Raw genomic sequence first — 16,287 nt, forward strand, 5'->3', positions numbered from 1 at the left:
GGTCGTGCTCGGCGGCGCGGCCTTCCTCGCCGCCGTGCTGCTCGCGGGATGGGTGGGGGAGGTCAGCCTCCCCCGCCTGCTGCGCGGCCTGCCGCTCGCGCTCGACTACGTTGCCCGCACCCTGCCCGTGCTGCGGTGGGAGAGCCTGGGCGCCGACGTCGCCGACTGGATGTGGGGGCTGCCGGACTGGCTGGTGCTGCTCGGCGATACGCTGCTGATGGCCTATGTCGGCACCGTGCTGGGTGGCTTCGTGGCGTTGCTGCTGTCCTTCCCGGCGGCGGCGACGCTGGCGCCGCGGCGGGTGGTAGCGGTGGCGCGGCGGACGCTGGAAGTGGCGCGCACGGTGCCGACGCTCGTGCTCGCGCTGATCTTCGTCTACGCCTTCGGCCTCGGCGCCTTCGCGGGCGTGCTGGCGATCGCGGTGCACACGGCTGGCGCCCTTGGGAAACTCTTCGCCGAGGAACATGAGAACGCGCATCTCGGCCCGATGGAGGCGGTGCGCGCGGCCGGCGGCCCCTGGCCGCTGCAGATGCGCTACGGCATCCTGCCGCAGTCGCTGCCGGGGATGCTCTCCCTCGGCCTGCTGCGCTTCGAGGTCAACGTGCGGGAGGCAAGCGTGCTCGGCATCGTCGGCGCCGGCGGCATCGGCGAGGAACTGTATCTCGCCGTGCGGCAATTCGAATACCAGGATATCTCCGCGATCCTGGTGCTGATCCTGGCGACGGTCGCGGCGATCGACCTGCTCTGCGGCGCGCTGCGGCGCCGCGTTCTCGGAGTGCGCGCGGCATGAGGCGGCTGACCGCGACGCCGATGATCTTCGGCCTGGGCTTCCTGCTGCTGATCGCGGGGCTGTGGCGCATCGACGCCTCGCCCGAGCGGATCTGGAACGGGCTGTCGCGCCTCGGCTGGCTGTTCGCTCTGATGTGGCCGCCCTCGCCGGGCGGGGCTCTGCCGGACCTGCTGAAGGGGCTGGCGGAGAGCCTCGCCATGGCCTTCCTCGGCACGCTGATCGCGGCCGTGGCGGCGGTGCCGCTGGCCTTGCTCGGCGCAGGCAATGTGGTGGGCTCGACGCTGCTACGCTTCTCGGTGCGGCGGCTCTATGACGGGCTGCGCGGCATCGACACGCTGATCTGGGCGCTGATCTTCGTCTCGGCCGTCGGCATGGGGCCCTTCGCGGGCATCCTGGCGCTGGCGGTGCCGGATACCGGGATGCTGGCGAAGCTGTTCTCGGAAGCGTTGGAAGGGGCGGACCGCCGGCAGGTGGAGGCGGTGCGCGCGGCAGGCGCGGGGCGCAGCCTCGCGGTGCGGATCGGGCTGCTGCCTCAGGTGGCGCCGGTCATGCTCTCCCAGGTGCTCTACACCTTCGAATCCAATACGCGCTCGGCGACCATCCTCGGCGTGGTGGGCGCGGGCGGCATCGGCCTCGCGCTGTCCGACCGCATCCGCATCAACAACTGGGACGAGGCCGCCTTCATCGTCCTGATGATCCTCGCCATGGTGGCGGTGATCGACCTTCTCAGCCGCGCCATCCGCCTGCGGCTGATCCGGCCCTGAAAGAGAGACCGTGCTGCCCATGATCGTTGATCCCGCCTTCGCCCGTCCCGGCCGCTTCTGGAAGGGGAACGTTCACACGCATTCCGACCTCTCGGACGGCATGCGCTCGCCGGAAGCGGTCTGCGCCACCTACCGGGAAGCGGGCTACGACTTCCTCGCCCTGACCGACCATTTCCGCGACAAGTACGGCTACCCGATCGTGGACACGCGGCCGTATCGCACCGCCGGATTCACCACGATCCTGGGTGCGGAACTGCACGCCCCGGTGACCGCGCTGGGCGAGATCTGGCACATCCTCGCCGTCGGCCTGCCGATGGACTTCGCGCCGAACGGGGCGGAGGAGACCGGCCCCGAACTCGCCGCGCGCGCCATCGCCGCCGGCGCCTTCGTCGCCATCCCGCATCCTGCCTGGAACGGGCTGCGGCTCGAGGACGCCGCCGCGATCCCCGGCGCCCATGCGGTCGAGGTCTACAACCACACCTGCCAGGTGCGGACGGAGCGCGGCGACAGCGTCCATTTCGCCGACCAGCTCCTCGCCGGCGGCCGGCGGATCAACCTGATCGCGGTGGACGACGCGCATTTCGCCTGCATGGACGCCTTCGGTGGCTGGCTGATGGTGAAGGCCGAGGCGAACGAGCCCGAGGCGCTGCTCGCCGCGCTGAAGGACGGCGCCTTCTACGCGACGCAGGGCCCGCAGATCCACGACATCGCCTGGGGCGAGGAGGAGGTCGAGATCACCTGCTCCCCGGCGGCGAGCGTGATGGTGCTGGGGCGCGGGTCGCGCGCCGTGCAGCATGTGGCGCCGGGCACGACGCGCGTGCGCCTGCCCTTCGGCGCACATCGGGAGGGCGGCTTCGCGCGCGTCGTCGTCGCCGACGCCCACGGCCGCCGCGCCTGGGCCAATCCCGTGCATTTCGAGCGCTGAGGAGCATCGCGATGACCCGCGTGATCATGGTGGCCCTGGACGGGCTACGCCCGGACATGGTGGATGCGACCGCGACGCCGAACCTCTTCGCGCTCGCCGCGAACGGAACACGCTTCGCCAATGCGCGCAGCGTCTTCCCCTCGGAGACGCGGGTGGCGACGCCCTCGCTGATCACCGGCTGCCGCCCGGGCGGGCACGGCATGGTGGCGAACACGGTGTTCGACGCTTCCGTCGCCCCCGACCGGCTGCTGCGCACCAAGCTGGTGGAGGACGTGCTCGCCATGGCGGCCGGCGCGGAAAGCCCGCTGCAGCGGCCGAGCCTCGCCGAGCGCCTGGCGCCTGCGGGCCTGCGTTTCGCGCTCGTCAGCGCGGGCACTGCCGGGGCGGCGCGGCTTCTGAACCCGGCGGCGGAACGCCTCGGCAGCTTCCGCTGGAACGTCGAGGACGCGGAAGGCACGACGGCGGCAGAGGTGCGCGAGGCGCTCGGCGCCACGCCGGAGCACGCGGTGCCGAACATTCCCCGCGTCGAATTCGCCGGGCGCGTGCTGATCGAGCATGTGCTGCCGAAGCACCGGCCGGACGTCGCGCTGCTCTGGCTGTCGGAGCCGGATGTCTCCTTCCACTGGGGCGGGCTACGGGCGGAACACACGCAGCGGGCGCTGGCCGCCGCCGATGCGGTGCTCGGCCGCATCCGCGCCTGGCGCGAGGCACAGCCGGACGCGGCGGAGATCGCCATCGTGGTGCTCTCCGACCACGGCCACGTCACCGGCCGCGGCAAGCGGTGCCTGCGCACGGAACTGAAGCGCGCCGGCTTCCGCGCCGACACCGGCATGGCGCCGGAGGTGGACGTGGTGGTGGCCCCCGCCGCCGCGCCGGGGATCTGGCTGCGGGACGCGACGCTGGCGCCGCAGATCGCGGATTTCCTTGCGGCGCAGGACTGGGCCGGGCCGCTGCTGGCGCGCGATCCGTCGATCCTGCCCGAGGGCCGCGCAGTGCCGCTGGCGCTGTTCGGCAGCGCCCATGCGCGCAGCGCCGACCTGGTGGCGACCTTCGCCGGCTCCGAGGCCGCGGACGAATGGGGCCTGCCCGGCTTCGCCCCTTTCGACGCGCCGGACGTGCCGGAAGGCGGCGGGATGCATGGCGGGCTGCACCGGGCGGAACTGGCGACCGTGCTGGTGATGGAAGGCGGCCCCTTCCGACACGGTGCCGTGGCGGAGGAACCGGCCGACCTGACGGACATCGTGCCGACCGTGCTGCACGTGCTCGGCCTGCCGGTGGAAGGCATGGAAGGGCGGCCGTTGCGCGCCGCGCTCGATGCCGCGGCCGACGCGCCGCCGGTGCGCGAGACGCTCGACCTGCCGGGCGGCTTCGTGCTGGAGGCGATGCGCGCCCCTTCAGGCCGGTTCTATCCCACGGCGCTGCGCCGCGCGGGGTAGGTCGGCACTGCCTGGTTGCCCGGACATCCCGAGGCCGGAGAGTTCCATCACGGGGCGGCAGGCGGCAGGACCCGCCGGCCGGAGCGATTGCAGATCGTGATCCCGTGTCATCGCCTGCCGCACGGCCCCGCGCCTGCGCCGGACGGGTGATGCCGGCGGCCCCATGCCCTCGCCCGCGGCGCGCGAAGACAGGCCGCGCGCATGCGCGCTGGCCGTATCCCCTTCGTCTTGCACGCGGCCGCCCCACCAGCCCCGCGCGCGGATGCGCCCGGCGCCGATGCCGGGCGCATGGGGTCATCGCAGCGTCGGGTCCACCCGGTCCCGCAGCCAGTCGCCGACCAGAGAGATTGCCAGCGTGGTCAGGATGATTGTGAAGGCCGGCGCCAGCAGGATCCACGGTGCGCGCGTCAGGTATTCCCGCCCATAGCCCAGCATGTTGCCGAGTGACGTCGCGGGCGGTTGTACCCCCAGGCCGAGGAAGGAGAGGCCGCTCTCCAGCAGGATCACCTCCGGGAAGGCGAGGGTCATGGAGATGATGAGCGTCGAGGCGATGTTCGGCAGGATGTGCCGCCAGTAGACGCGCAGCGGCGTCGCGCCGAGTTGCCGCACCGCCGCCGCATAGCCCTGCGCGCCCGCGCTGATGGCGAGGCCCCGGGCGATGCGCGCATAGCGTTCCCAGGCGTGGAAGCCGAGCAGCACGATGAACAGCATCAGGGAATTGCCGAAGAAGGCCAGCACCGCCAGAGCCAGGATCAGGAAGGGCAGGCTGGCGGAGAAATCGACCAGCGTCAGCACCGCCTGCTCCACCACCCCGCGGAAGTGGGCCGCGAGGAAGCCCATCGTCGTGCCGAAGGCCGCCCCGATGATGGTGGCGCCGAAGGCGATCAGCAGGCTCATGCGGATGGAGAAGAACAGCCGCGAGAGCACGTCGCGCCCGAGCTCGTCCGTGCCCAGCACATGCGCCCAGTTTCCGTCCATGAAGACCGGCGGCGAGAGCCGGTTGCGCAGGTCGAGCGCGGTGTAGGCGTAGGGGCTGATCACCTCCGCCAGCAGCGCGACCGCCAGCATCAGCCCGATCCAGGCGATGCCCAGGGCGACCGCAGGCGGCAGGCGCGTCCGGGGCTTCGGCGGCGCGGCCACAGCCGCGGCCGGTAATACGGAGTCCGACATCAATGTGCCCCCCCGGCACGCATCTGGCGCAGTCGCGGGTCGAGCGCGCCGTAGAGAAGATCGACGACCAGGTTGGACGTCACCATCGTGGCCGCCACCAGCAGCAGGATGCACTGCACGACGGCCAGGTCGCGGTTGGCCACCGCCACCACGAGCAGGCGGCCGACGCCGGGCCAGGAGAAGACGCTCTCCACCACCACCGCGCCCGCGATCAGGCTGCCGACCATGAAGCCGACGATGGTCACGGTCGGGATGGCCGCATTGGGCAGGGCATGCCCGCGCACGACCAGCCGCCAGGGCACGCCCTTGGCGCTCGCGGTGCGGATGTATGGCTGGCCGAGCACTTCCAGCATCGCGCTGCGCGTGAAGCGTGCCAGCACCGCGGCGCCGCCGACCCCGAGCGTGATCACCGGCAGGATCGCGTGGCGCCAGGTTCCCTGGCCGCCCGAGGGCAGCCAGCCGAGCTGCACCGCGAAGACGAGTACCAGCAGGAGGCCGAGGACAAAGGACGGCACGGTGAAGCCCAGCACCGCCGTCGTCATCACCAGCCGGTCGGTCAGCGAATTGCGGTGCAGCGCGGCATAGACCCCGGCGGGGATGCCGATGCCGAGCTTGATCGCCAGCGCCGGCAGCGTCAGCGCCAGCGTCGCCGGGATGCGCTCGGTCACCAGGACGATGGCATCGCGCCCGTCGCGCATGGAGCGGCCGAGGTCGCCCTGCACGATGGCGCCGAAATACTTCAGGTATTGCTGCCAGAGCGGCTCATCGAGGCCCCAGGCCTGGCGGAAGGCGGCGATCGCCTCCGGCGGGGCATCCACGCTCATGATCAGCAGCGCCGGGTCGCCGGAAAGGCGCAGCACGACGAAGGCGAAGGTGACGACCATCACGATCGTCACCAGCGCGCGGGCGAAGCGGGTAGCGATGAAGCGCAGCATCAGGCGACCTCCGCCAGCACGGGCGCATCGGCGTGGTGGCAGGCGACGCGCCGGCCTTCATGGGTGTCGCGCAGCGCCGGGGCTTCCCGGGCGCAGCGCGCGGTCGCGATCGGGCAGCGCGGATGGAAGGCGCAGCCGGAGGGGCGCGACGCGGGGTTGGGCGGGTCGCCCTGCAGCACGATGCGGTTGCTGGAACGCCCCGGATGCGGAATCGCCGAGACGAGCGCCTGCGTATAGGGATGCCGCGCATCCTGCAGGAGCGCATCGGGCGGCCCTTCCTCGACGATGGTGCCGAGATACATCACGGCGACGCGCTCGCTGACCTGGCGCACCGCGCGCAGGTCGTGGCTGATGAAGAGCAGGCCCATGCCGTGTTCCGCCTGCAATTCCACCAGCAGGTTCATCACCTGCGCCTGGATCGAGACGTCGAGCGCGCTGATCGGCTCGTCGCAGACCATCATGGCAGGCGAGGTGGCGAGGGCGCGGGCCAGCACGGCACGCTGCCGCTGGCCGCCGGAGAGTTCATGCGGGTAGCGCGCGCCCTGGTCCGGGCGCAGGCCGACATTGCGCAGCAGCGCCTCGACGCGGAAGGCGCGTTCGGCGGTGTCGCCGATGCGGTGGATCTCGAGCGGCTCGGCCACCTGGGCCGCGATGGTCATGCGGCGATCCAGCGCGCCGAGCGGGTCCTGGAAGACCATCTGCATGCGTGCCCGCAACGCGCGCCAGGCCTGCGTGCCGGGAGTGGGCATCGGCCGCCCCTCGAAGGCGACGCTACCGGCGTCCGGCACTTCCATCCCGAGCACCATGCGCCCGGTGGTGGACTTGCCGCAGCCGGATTCGCCCACAAGGCCGAGCGTGCGCCCACGTTCCAGCCGCAGCGAGACGCCGGCGACGGCGGTGACATCGACGCTGCGCCCGAGCAGCCCGCGGCGCATCGTGTAGCGGCGCACGAGGCCCTTCGCCTCGAGCAGCGATGCGTCCCTCATGCGGCGACCAGTTCCCTGGTGGCGAGCACGCAGGCCGCGCTGTGCTGCTGCGCGACCGGGTGATGCGCGGGGGCTTCGGCGTCGCAATGCCCGTGCCGGTGGGCGCAGCGCGGTGCGAAGGCGCAGCCGCGCGGCATGGCCCAGGGCTCCGGCACGCCGCCGGGAATGGCCGCGAGGCGCCGCCGCGGCCCGTCGATCGGCGGCAGCGCGGCGAGCAGGCCTTGCGTGTAGGGGTGCGTCGGCGCCGCGAAAAGGGCGTCCGCCGTCGCCTGCTCGACGATGCGGCCGGCATACATCACGGCGACGTCCTCGCAGGTTTCGGACACTACGCCGAGGTCGTGGGAGATCAGCACCAGCGCCATCCCCGTCTCCCGCCGCAGTCGGTTCAGCAGGTGGAGGATTTGCGCCTGGATGGTCACGTCGAGCGCGGTTGTCGGCTCGTCCGCCACCAGCAGCTCCGGCTGGCCGGCGAGTGCCATGGCGATCATCACGCGCTGGTTCTGCCCGCCGGAAAGCTCATGCGGATAGGCATCGAGCCGCCGCGCGGCATCCGGGATGCCGACTTGGTCAAACAGGCGCTTCGCCTCCGCGCGCGCCGCCGCGCCGGCCATGCCACGGTGCATGCGCAGCGCCTCCGCGACCTGCTTGCCGAGGCGGTGCACCGGGTTCAGGCTGCTCGCCGGATCCTGGAAGATCATGGCGATGCGGCCGCCCCGCACGCGGTCGAGCGCGGGTGCCGGCGCGGCCAGGAGTTCCTGTCCGTCCAGCATCACGCTGCCCGTGACGCGGGCGCGCGACGGCAGCAGGCCGAGCGCGGCAAGCCAGGTGACCGACTTGCCGCAGCCGGATTCACCCACCATGCCGAGCGCGCCGCCGCGCGGGATGTCGATGTCCACCCCGCGCAGCGCCGCCACGCCGTCGAAGGCGACGGCGAGGCCTCGGATGGAGACGAGGCTCATGCCGGGAACCGCAGGTTGCCGGCGCGGAAGTCCATCGCCCAGGCCTTGGCCGCGCGCCACTCGATGTCCTTGCGCTTGGCCGTGAAGGTCGCGGCCTGGTGCAGCAGCGTGTAGGCGGGATCGTCCCGCTCCGCGATTTCCAGCATGCGGCGCGCGGCAGCGCGGCGCGCGGCGCGGTCGGTGGAGGATTCCAGCACGGTGCAGAGACGGTTGAACTCCTCGTTCTTCCATTCACCCTGCAACTGCATCTCGCCATTCGGTCCCATGCCGCGCACCAAGCCCGCCACCGGGTCGCCGAAGAGGCAGGTGTTGGACCAGTCGCGCACGGCGCGCGTCGGCGTGCGTTCCTGAATCTGCGTCCAGTTCTCCTTCATCTCGATCTGGACGTTGAGGCCGACCTGGCGCCACATCTCGACGAGCACCTGCGCGGTCGGCGTCTGGTTGGTGTAGTAGTTGTTGAGCAGGCGATAGGGGATCGGCTCCCCGCGGTAGTTCGCCTCGCGCAGGAGGCGGCGCGCCTCGGCCGGGTCGAAGCGCGGCACCGACCAGTCGGCGTGGAACATCTGGCCGAAATACTCGAACTGAAGTCCCTTCGGCACGACGGTGCGGCCGGCCCAGAGGCTGTCCACGATCGCCTTGCGGTCGATGGCGTGGGTGAAGGCGCGGCGCACGCGCGCGTCGCGCAGTTGCGCGTGGTTCTGGTCGAAGGCGATGAGGCGATGGTTGTTGATCGGGCTGCCCAGCACCTCGAAGCGCGCATTGCGCTCGATGGAGCCGATCTGGTCGGGCGGGATGTCGCAGGCGAAATCCGCTTCGCCCGAGAGCAGGGCGTTGATGCGGGACGCGACCTCGGGCACCTCGATGATGCGGATGCGGCGCACCGGCGGGCGGCCGCCCCAGTATTCGTCATGCGCCTCCAGGATCAGCGAGGCGTCCGGGCGGAACTCCGCAACGCGGTACGGCCCGGTACCGACCGGCGCGCGCGCCCAGGCGAGCCAGGATTCCGCCTCGGCGAAGCCGCGGCGGGAGAAGATGACGCCGACATTCTGCGCCAGCCGTCCTTCCAGCGTGACGTCCGGCACGCGGTTGACGAAGCGCACCACGCCGGGGCGGACGATCTCGATCTTCTCGATGCCGGGGAAGGTGCGGCGCGCGACCGCGGAAACTTCGCGCGGCGGCTCCTTCGAGGCAGCGCCGGCGGTGACGCCGCCCGAAGCCTGAGCCGCGCCGGTGCCGAACAGGCGCTCCGGCCCGAAGGAGAAGGCGACGTCCTCGGCGGTCATCACCTCGCCATTGTGGAAGCGCACGCCTTCGCGCAGGTCGAATTCCACCGTGCGGTCGTCGATGCGCCGCCAGGCCGTGGCAAGCCCCGGCACGGGCGAGAGGTCCGTCTGCCAGGCGGAATCGATCAGCGTCTCGGCGAAGGAGTAGGACAGGCGGTAGCCGACATTCGACTGCTCGCGCGGCGGCTCGAAGGTGTTCGAGTTGCTGATCTTCTGCACCGCGACGGTCAGCACCGGCCGCTGGTCGGCCTGGGCGATGGCGAAGCGGGGCAGGGTGGTCGCCGCCGCCCCGAACAGGGCGGCGCGGCGCGTGATGCGGGTCATGGCCTCACGCCCCCCAGTTGTGGCCGCGGAAGTCCATCGCGAAGGCCGGCGCGGCCTTCCAGCGGATGTCCTTGCGCTTCGCGGTGAAGGTCGCGTTCTGGTGCAGCACCGTGTAGGCGGGGTCCTCGCGCTCCGCGATCACGAGCATGCGGGCGAAGGCGGCACGCCGGCGTGCGTGGTCCGTGCTGGTCTCCAGTTCGATCGAGAGGCGGTTGAACTCCTCGTTCGTCCACTCGCCCACCTGCTGCTGCTGGCCGTTCGGGCCGTGCTGGTTCACCAGCGAGGAGACGGGGTCGTTGAACGGGGCGCTGTTCGACCAGTCGCGCACGGCGCGCGGGGAGTTGCGGTCGAAGATCTGGCTCCAGTTCTCCTTCATCTCGATCTGCACGTTGAGACCGACCTGGCGCCACATCTCGACCAGCACCTGCGCGGTCGGTGTCTGGTTGGTGTAGTAGTTGTTGAGGAGTCGATAGGGGATCGGCTCGCCGCGGTAGTTCGCCTCGCGCAGCAGGCGGCGCGCCTCGGCCGGGTCGAAGCGCGGCACCGACCAGTCGCCGATCAGCATGTCGCCATAGTAGTCCCACTGCAGGCCCTTCGGCACGACGGTGCGGCCGGCCCAGAGGCTGTCCACGATCGCCTTGCGGTCGATGGCGTGGGTGAAGGCGCGGCGCACGCGCGCGTCGCGCAGCTGCGGGTGGTTCTTGTCGAACACCGTCAGGCGGTGGTTCAGGATGGTGCCGCCCTGCACCTCGAAGGCGCGGTTGCGTTCGATGCCCGGAATCTGGTCCGGCGGCAGGTCGCAGGCGAACTGGTATTCACCCGAAAGCAGGCCGTTGATGCGGGAGGCGACTTCCGGCACCTCGACGAAGCGGATCTGCCGGATCGGCGGGCGGCCGCCCCAGTATTCGTCATGCGCCTCGAGCGTCAGCGAGACGTCGGGGCGGAACTCCGCAACGCGGTACGGGCTGGTGGTGACGGGACGGCGCGCCCAGTCGAGCCAGGTCGCCGCCTCGGAGAAGCCGCGGCGGCTGATGATCTCGCTGCCGTAGCGCGAGAGGCGCCCTTCCATCGTCACGTCCGGCGTGCGGTTGACGAAGCGGACGGTGTGGCGGTCCACCGCCTCCACCCGCTCCAGCGCCGGCCAGATGCGCATGGCGACGGCGGGCACCTCCGGCGGCAGTTCCTTGCCGCCGCGGCCGGGCATGGTCTCGGTGGTGAAGAGGGTGCGGCCCATCGGCGCGCCCTGCGCGTCGCCGAACATGCGCTCGCGACCGAAGGTGAAGACGACGTCGTCCGCCGTCATCTCGTCACCGTTGTGGAACTTCACGCCCTGGCGGAGCTTCAGCTCCACCGTGCGGTCGTCGATGCGGCGCCATTCGGTCGCGAGCATCGGCACGTTCTCGAGCGCACCCTGCCAGTTGCGGCCGATCAGCCCTTCCCAGAGCGAGGTGAAGAAGACGCGCTCGCCGACATTGGACTGCTCGCGCAGCACTTCGAGCGTGTTGGAGTTGGTGACCTTCTGCACCGCGATGGTGATGGAAGGGCGTTGATCCGCCTGGGCCACGGCGAAGCGCGGCAGTGCGAGAAGGCCGGCACCGCCGGCAAGCAGGGAACGACGAGCGAGGCGCATGGGGTTCTCCTCCGGCCTTTTCAGGCAGCGGTCGTGGGGACGAGCCGGTTTTCCAGCCCGTGCGGGGTTGCGCGGAAATGCGTGAGCGTGCGTTCGGCATGCGCCATGCGGTGGGACAGGGCGCGCTGCGCGTAGTCGCGGACCTCGGCGGCATAGGCCGGGTCCTGCGCCAGGTTGCGGAACTGGTGCGGGTCCTTCTCCAGGTCGAAGAAGAGCGGCGGCAGCGCGGCGAAGTGGACGTATTTGCGCCGTTCGTCCTGCACCACCATCAGCGAGGCCTCGTCCATGTCGAGGCCGAGCCGCTTCTCCGGCTGGTCGTAGAAGACGTCGCGGAAGTCGAACTCGTAGGAGAGGAACTTCCGCCAGTCGGCCGGCTTGCTGCCATGCGCCAGCGGCAGCACGGAGCGGCCGTCGCAGTTGCGCGGGATCTCGCCGCCGAGCCATTCGAGGATGGTCGGCATCACGTCCACGCTCTCGGTGAAGGCGTCGTCGATGCGGCCGCCCTGGTCGCGCGTGTCGGGGTCCTTGATCACCAGCGGGATGCGGAAGCTCTCGTCGAAGTAGCCGATCTTGCCGAGCAGGTGATGGTCGCCGAGTTGCTCGCCGTGGTCGCTGGTGAAGATCACCATCGTGTCTTCCCACTGACCCGTCTCGTCGAGGTAGGCGAAGACGCGGCCGAGGCAGTCGTCGATCTCGCTCATCAGCCCGGCATAGGTCGCGCGCATCTGCGCGATCTCGCGCGGGTCGAGTTCCGCGCCGCGGCCCTGCGCGCGCTCGAAGAAGGAGGCCTGGCGGATGGCGTCGAGGTAGTGGCCGAGCAGCGGGTGCTGCGCGGCCTCGTCCTCCAGGCTGCCGGCACGGATCGGGGCCGGCATGTCTTCCGGCCGGTACATCTCATGGTAGGGCGAGCAGGCGACGAAGGGCGGATGCGGGCGCCAGTAGCCGAGGTGCAGGAACCACGGCTTGTCGCCCTTGCCCTTGAGGTAGGTCAGCGCGCGCTCGGTGAAATAGCTGCTGTCGGACAGGGCGGCCGGGATGCGGCAGGGGCGCGATGTCGCGCCCGGCACCGCGTCCTCGCCTTCCGGCAGCCAGATGTCGGTGCGGCGTTCCGGCAGCCGGTAGCCCTGGTGCGCGAGCCAGCCGAAATACCCGTCCATCGATGGCTCGAAGGCGCCGACGCTGCGGAACCCGTCCATCAGGTCGCCGAGCGTCGTGAAGCGCGGATCGCGCGGCCCGGTGCTGCGCGGATCGGGCGTGCTGGTGGTGTAGCCGATCAGCGCCGGATCGTAGCCGATCTGCCGCAGCGCCTTGCCGAGGTTCAGGTGCCGCGCATCGAGCGGCACCGTGTTCTGCACCGCGCGATGGTTCATCAGATAGAGGCCGGTCAGCAGCGAGGCACGCGCCGGCCCGCAGGGCACCGCCGTGGTGACGTGGTTGCGGAAGGTCACGCCCTCGCGGCAGAGGCGGTCGAGGTTCGGCGTGCGCAGGAAGGACGCGCCGAGATGCGGGATGAAATCCGCCCGCCACTGGTCCACCACGATGAGAAGTACGTTCCGCCGACCCGCCATGCTGTCCGATCCCTAGAGGCCGGCGCGGGGTAGACGATCGCGGCGACGGCCGGATGACGGCGGCGTTGCCGTTGCGTGACGCTGATGGCCGGCTGTGCCTCAGTAGGGCCGCGCGCCGCGACGCGCCGCGTCTTTGCGGGCTGCCATCAATTGCGCGCGAAGCCTGGTGCTGCCGGTCGCGGGCTGCATCGGAACGAATTCCACATGGGTGGAAATCGCCGTCGTCATGCACGAGCGGGCATTGCCGCGCATGCGGCCGGTTTCATCCATGTGGGATCGTCTCTGGCGGCCTGCTGGTTCGCTTCGTTCGCTGGAAATCCAGCGAACTTCGCGGGCAGGACACTAGGCCCAGATGATCGAATGCGGGTCGAAGCCCGTGGACGGCAATCCCGGCAAGTGGAACGCCATCTCGGCCTCGCCGTCGCCATTGAAGTCGATGCGGAGCGTCGTCGTCGCCTCGTCGAAGCGGCCTTCCGCGCCACCCGCGGCGGTGAAGGGGAGCGCCCCGCGCCAGCGAAAGCCGCTGCCCATCCCCACGAAGGCCAGCATGTCGCCCTCCTGCGCATTGAAACTGACGATCGTGTCGGGCGCCGCGGCCGATGACTGGGCTATCGCGGTGTACATGAAGAGGTCTGCGCTGCGCCCCCCGACCAGGTGGTCCCGCCCCGCGCCCCCGAATATCTGGTCCGCGCCGTCCGCGCCGACCAGGGTGTCGTCACCGTCGCCGCCCTCGATCACCGCGCCGGCGCTGCCCGCGGCGAGCGTGATCTCGTCATCGCCGGCACCGCCGCGGATCTTCTCCACGCCTGACGCGATCACGCGCAGGCCGCCATCGCCCAGCGTCAGCACGTCGTAACCGGCACCGAGCGAGACGCTGGCTGTCCCGCCCGCGCCGGACAGCGTGACCTGGTCGCTACCGGCGCCGCCGACCACCGACTCCACGCCGATCAGCGTCACCGCATTCGCGCCGGGGCCGAGGAGGACGGTATCGATGCCCCCGCCGAGGTCGATCACCACGTCGGACGCGCCGCGCGTCAGCACCACCGTGTCGTTCCCGTCCTGGCCGGTGATCCGCTCCACCTCCGAGACCGTCACCCGGTTCGTCCCGCTTCCGAGCATCAGGTGGTCCGTCCCTGCGCCGAGGTTCAGCACCGTGCCGTCCGCGCCGCCGGCGAGCAGGATCGTGTCCTCGCCGTCGCTGCCGGTGACGAGTTCTACCCCGGAGACGGCAATGCGGTTGCCGCCGCGGGTCAGCACCAGCTCGTCCTGCCCGCCGCCGAGGTTCACCACGCCGTCGGGCATGGCGCTGCCCAGGATGACGAGATCGTCCCCGCCCGCGCCGGTGATGGTCTCCGCGAGGACGATGGTGAGCCGGTTGGCGCCGTCCGCCAGCAGCACGCTGTCCTGCCCGCTGCCGAGATGGAGCCAGACGTCGCGCACCGGGTCGAGCAACCGGACGGTGTCGTCGCCGCCGCCCGCCCACAGCATCTCGACGCCGCGCAGGCGGACGGAATCGCTGGTGTCGTCCAGCGTGAGCCGGTCGTTGCCGAGCCCCAGCGCGATCAGCGCATTCGCCGCGCCCTGGATCGTGACCTCGTCATGCCCGGCCTGGCCGACCAGCACCTCCACCCCGGAGACGGCGATCCGGTTGGCGCCGCCGACCAGGGTGAGCTGGTCGTTGCCGGCACCGAGGTCCACCAGCGCGTCCTGCACGGACCTGCCAAGCGTCACGACGTCGGCGCCCGATCCGCCGAACAGCGTCTCCACGCCCAGCACGGTCAGGGTATTGCCTCCATCGGCGAGGCGCAGCCGGTCCTGCCCCCCCATGAGGTCCACCAGCCCCGAGATCGTGTCGAGCAGCGTCAGGTCCTCGTCGCCGCCGCCGCCTTCGAGCGTCTCGACCCCTGCGACGCGCGCGGTTACCGGACCGCCGCGGATCACCAGCCGGTCGGCCCCGCCGCCGAGGTCGATGAAGCCGTCGCCGATGGCGCCGGAGAGGGTCACGATGTCGGTGCCATCGCTGCCGATCAGGGTTTCGGTGCCGTTGGCGCGCAGGGTGTTGCCGCCGGGCGCAAGCACCAGCCGGTCGATCCCGGCGCCGAGGTCCACCAGCCCATCCGCCATGCGCGTGAGCAGGGTCACGGAATCGGCGCCGGCGCCGCCGATCAGCGTCTCGATGCCGGAAGCGACGATGCTGCCGCCGCCCTGGAAGGTGACGCGATCCGGCCCGGTGCCGCCGGTGATGGTTTCGACCCCGCGCACCACCAGCGTATTGTCGCCGTCGGCGAGCGCGATGCTGTCGGCCCCGGCGCCCAGGTCGTAATGGGCGCCGGCGGCGAGCGGCGCCTCGATCCGCAGCAGGTCGGCGCCCGAGCCGCCCAGCACCGTCTCCACGCCCGAGAGGGCGAGGCGGTTGCCGCCACTGGCGAGCTGCAGGCGGTCCGCGCCCGCCCCCAGCGCGATGCGGCCACCTTGGACCGCGGTGGTGAGCAGGATGTCGTCCGTCCCCGCGCCGCCGAGGATGGTTTCCGCGCCACTGATGGTCAGCGACGCGCCCTCGGCGCCGAGTGCGAGCAGGTCCGCGCCCGCGCCGAGGTCGTAGACGCCCGTGACCGCGCCCTCGACGATGATGGTGTCGTCGCCGCCTCCGGCGATGAGTTCCTCGACGCCGAGGATGACGATGCTGTCCGCGCCGTCGCTGAGCGTCGCCCGGTCGGCGCCGCCTGCGAGATTGAGGCGCGTATTCGTGACCGGCCCGGTGAAGGTGACGATGTCGGTGCCGTTGCCGCCGGTCATCGTCTCGATGTCCGGAGCGACGGTGATCTCGTTGCCGCTGCCGCCGGAGAAGGTGAAGCGGTCCTGCCCGGCGCCCAGCGAGACGTAGCCGACCATGCGGGCGGCTGCGATGACCTCGTCGTCGCCGGCGCCGCCGATGACGGTCTCGATGTTCGTGACCCGGACCAGGTTGGACCCGTCGGCGAGGACCAGCTTGTCGGCGCTGCCTTTCAGGGCGATCCACAGGTTGGCAACCGGGGCGAGCAGGGTGACGAGGTCGGCGCCGGTGCCGCCCCAGATCGTCTCGACGCCCTGGACGAAGACGCTGTTGGTGCCGTTGCCGAGGAAGAGCAGGTCATCCCCGTCGCCGAGGTCGATGATCGCGTCGGCGAGGGCGCCGGTGACGGTGACCTCGTCGGCATGGGCGCCGCCGGTCAGCCGGTCGAAGGGCGCCAGGCTGACGCTGTTGGGCGAGGATTGGGAAAGGACGACAGGCACAAGCGGCGTCTCCGGCTCCAGGCCGGCGCCGCGGGGCGCCGGTCGGAGGCAGGATCACCGCTCGTCTTTAAAGTTGGGCGAATTTCTGAGGCGAGGACCGATCCATGAGACGAGGTCCGGAAAACCGTCTCAGGTCTTGACGGGCCCCTGGCTGCCGCGGCCGCGGCCCGGCGGGTCGCCCGGGTCGGTATCGGAGGGGCCGGAGGGTGCGCGCTGGCCGCCGCCGCGCCCGCCGCCGGGCGGG

Annotated in this window: 13 protein-coding genes; 4 read left to right on the forward strand and 9 right to left on the reverse strand. The window is 71.2% G+C overall.

Annotation, left to right across the window (positions count from 1 at the left end; genetic code table 11):
• The 4 genes from phnE (GXW76_RS21695) to GXW76_RS21710 form a co-directional block, all read left to right on the forward strand.
• A partial coding sequence (gene phnE, locus GXW76_RS21695; RefSeq protein ID WP_211864199.1) for a phosphonate ABC transporter, permease protein PhnE occupies nucleotides 1–790 on the forward strand: 790 nt, incomplete at its 5' end.
• Nucleotides 787–1,554 (forward strand): phosphonate ABC transporter, permease protein PhnE, encoded by a 768-nt coding sequence (gene phnE / locus GXW76_RS21700; RefSeq protein ID WP_211864200.1) that lies wholly within the window; start codon nucleotides 787–789, stop codon nucleotides 1,552–1,554. The genes phnE (GXW76_RS21695) and phnE (GXW76_RS21700), both read left to right, overlap by 4 nt.
• Nucleotides 1,555–1,564: 10 nt before the next feature.
• A complete protein-coding gene (locus GXW76_RS21705; RefSeq protein ID WP_211864201.1) occupies nucleotides 1,565–2,479 on the forward strand; it encodes a PHP domain-containing protein in 915 nt (304 codons plus the stop codon).
• Nucleotides 2,480–2,490: 11 nt separating this feature from the next.
• On the forward strand, nucleotides 2,491–3,915 hold the full coding sequence (locus tag GXW76_RS21710) for an alkaline phosphatase family protein (protein WP_211864202.1): 1,425 nt from the start codon (nucleotides 2,491–2,493) through the stop codon (nucleotides 3,913–3,915).
• 294 nt (nucleotides 3,916–4,209) lie between these two features.
• On the opposite strand, the gene GXW76_RS21715 is transcribed toward GXW76_RS21710, so the two are convergent.
• From GXW76_RS21715 to GXW76_RS26200, 9 genes are all read right to left on the reverse strand, one after another.
• The gene (locus GXW76_RS21715) at nucleotides 4,210–5,055 is read right to left on the reverse strand and encodes an ABC transporter permease (protein ID WP_338151013.1); all 846 of its coding nucleotides are present in this window, start codon (nucleotides 5,053–5,055) and stop codon (nucleotides 4,210–4,212) included.
• 29 nt (nucleotides 5,056–5,084) lie between these two features.
• Nucleotides 5,085–6,020, reverse strand: coding sequence for an ABC transporter permease (locus tag GXW76_RS21720; RefSeq protein WP_211864204.1), 936 nt, complete (start codon nucleotides 6,018–6,020; stop codon nucleotides 5,085–5,087).
• Nucleotides 6,020–7,006, reverse strand: a complete 987-nt coding sequence (locus GXW76_RS21725; protein ID WP_211864205.1) for an ABC transporter ATP-binding protein — start codon at nucleotides 7,004–7,006, stop codon at nucleotides 6,020–6,022. Before GXW76_RS21725 ends, GXW76_RS21720 begins: the two co-directional genes overlap by 1 nt.
• Entirely contained in the window at nucleotides 7,003–7,965 is a 963-nt protein-coding gene (locus tag GXW76_RS21730; RefSeq protein ID WP_211864206.1) for an ABC transporter ATP-binding protein, read from the reverse strand. Before GXW76_RS21730 ends, GXW76_RS21725 begins: the two co-directional genes overlap by 4 nt.
• Nucleotides 7,962–9,572 carry an ABC transporter substrate-binding protein gene (locus tag GXW76_RS21735; protein WP_211864207.1) on the reverse strand — a complete coding sequence of 537 codons (1,611 nt, stop codon included), beginning with the start codon at nucleotides 9,570–9,572 and terminating at the stop codon, nucleotides 7,962–7,964. Before GXW76_RS21735 ends, GXW76_RS21730 begins: the two co-directional genes overlap by 4 nt.
• Nucleotides 9,573–9,576: 4 nt before the next feature.
• Complete coding sequence (locus GXW76_RS21740; protein ID WP_211864208.1) at nucleotides 9,577–11,202, reverse strand: ABC transporter substrate-binding protein; 1,626 nt, start codon at nucleotides 11,200–11,202, stop codon at nucleotides 9,577–9,579.
• 20 nt (nucleotides 11,203–11,222) lie between these two features.
• A complete protein-coding gene (pehA, locus tag GXW76_RS21745) occupies nucleotides 11,223–12,770 on the reverse strand; it encodes a phosphoric/sulfuric ester hydrolase PehA (protein ID WP_211864209.1) in 1,548 nt (515 codons plus the stop codon).
• 99 nt (nucleotides 12,771–12,869) lie between these two features.
• Nucleotides 12,870–13,040: a hypothetical protein gene (locus GXW76_RS21750; RefSeq protein WP_211864210.1), complete on the reverse strand. Its 171-nt coding sequence runs from the start codon at nucleotides 13,038–13,040 to the stop codon at nucleotides 12,870–12,872.
• Between the two features lie 72 nt (nucleotides 13,041–13,112).
• Nucleotides 13,113–16,043: a beta strand repeat-containing protein gene (locus GXW76_RS26200; protein WP_211864211.1), complete on the reverse strand. Its 2,931-nt coding sequence runs from the start codon at nucleotides 16,041–16,043 to the stop codon at nucleotides 13,113–13,115.
• Between the last annotated feature and the right edge of the window lie 244 nt (nucleotides 16,044–16,287).

The sequence above is a fragment of the Neoroseomonas soli genome (assembly GCF_018129065.1).
Lineage (GTDB): Bacteria > Pseudomonadota > Alphaproteobacteria > Acetobacterales > Acetobacteraceae > Neoroseomonas > Neoroseomonas soli.